At 52.8% G+C, this 1,698-nt stretch carries 1 rRNA gene; it reads right to left on the bottom strand.

The features are described 5' to 3' along the window. Nucleotides 1-10: 10 nt before the first annotated feature. Nucleotides 11-1,552: ribosomal RNA gene (locus BEB54_RS27985) — 16S ribosomal RNA — on the bottom strand. Nucleotides 1,553-1,698 lie beyond the last annotated feature (146 nt).

The raw sequence follows: 1,698 nt of genomic DNA, 5'->3' as shown, positions 1-1,698 counted from the left end.
TTCTTTAAGGTAAGGAGGTGATCCAACCGCAGGTTCCCCTACGGTTACCTTGTTACGACTTCACCCCAGTCATGAATCACAAAGTGGTAAGCGCCCTCCCGAAGGTTAAGCTACCTACTTCTTTTGCAACCCACTCCCATGGTGTGACGGGCGGTGTGTACAAGGCCCGGGAACGTATTCACCGTGGCATTCTGATCCACGATTACTAGCGATTCCGACTTCATGGAGTCGAGTTGCAGACTCCAATCCGGACTACGACGCACTTTATGAGGTCCGCTTGCTCTCGCGAGGTCGCTTCTCTTTGTATGCGCCATTGTAGCACGTGTGTAGCCCTGGTCGTAAGGGCCATGATGACTTGACGTCATCCCCACCTTCCTCCAGTTTATCACTGGCAGTCTCCTTTGAGTTCCCGGCCGGACCGCTGGCAACAAAGGATAAGGGTTGCGCTCGTTGCGGGACTTAACCCAACATTTCACAACACGAGCTGACGACAGCCATGCAGCACCTGTCTCACGGTTCCCGAAGGCACATTCTCATCTCTGAAAACTTCCGTGGATGTCAAGACCAGGTAAGGTTCTTCGCGTTGCATCGAATTAAACCACATGCTCCACCGCTTGTGCGGGCCCCCGTCAATTCATTTGAGTTTTAACCTTGCGGCCGTACTCCCCAGGCGGTCGACTTAACGCGTTAGCTCCGGAAGCCACGCCTCAAGGGCACAACCTCCAAGTCGACATCGTTTACGGCGTGGACTACCAGGGTATCTAATCCTGTTTGCTCCCCACGCTTTCGCACCTGAGCGTCAGTCTTCGTCCAGGGGGCCGCCTTCGCCACCGGTATTCCTCCAGATCTCTACGCATTTCACCGCTACACCTGGAATTCTACCCCCCTCTACGAGACTCAAGCTTGCCAGTATCAGATGCAGTTCCCAGGTTGAGCCCGGGGATTTCACATCTGACTTAACAAACCGCCTGCGTGCGCTTTACGCCCAGTAATTCCGATTAACGCTTGCACCCTCCGTATTACCGCGGCTGCTGGCACGGAGTTAGCCGGTGCTTCTTCTGCGGGTAACGTCAATGAGCAAAGGTATTAACTTTACTCCCTTCCTCCCCGCTGAAAGTACTTTACAACCCGAAGGCCTTCTTCATACACGCGGCATGGCTGCATCAGGCTTGCGCCCATTGTGCAATATTCCCCACTGCTGCCTCCCGTAGGAGTCTGGACCGTGTCTCAGTTCCAGTGTGGCTGGTCATCCTCTCAGACCAGCTAGGGATCGTCGCCTAGGTGAGCCGTTACCCCACCTACTAGCTAATCCCATCTGGGCACATCCGATGGCAAGAGGCCCGAAGGTCCCCCTCTTTGGTCTTGCGACGTTATGCGGTATTAGCTACCGTTTCCAGTAGTTATCCCCCTCCATCAGGCAGTTTCCCAGACATTACTCACCCGTCCGCCACTCGTCAGCGAATCAGCAAGCTGATTCCTGTTACCGTTCGACTTGCATGTGTTAGGCCTGCCGCCAGCGTTCAATCTGAGCCATGATCAAACTCTTCAATTTAAAAGTTTGATGCTCAAAGAATTAAACTTCGTAATGAATTACGTGTTCACTCTTGAGACTTGGTATTCATTTTTCGTCTTGCGACGTTAAGAATCCGTATCTTCGAGTGCCCACACAGATTGTCTGATAAATTGTTAAAGAGCAGT

It is taken from the genome of Escherichia sp. MOD1-EC6021 (assembly GCF_002965245.1).
GTDB classification, from domain to species: domain Bacteria; phylum Pseudomonadota; class Gammaproteobacteria; order Enterobacterales; family Enterobacteriaceae; genus Escherichia; species Escherichia coli_F.
The sequence above is the reverse complement of the archived record's forward strand: the minus strand, read 5'-3'. Positions and strand labels throughout refer to the sequence as shown.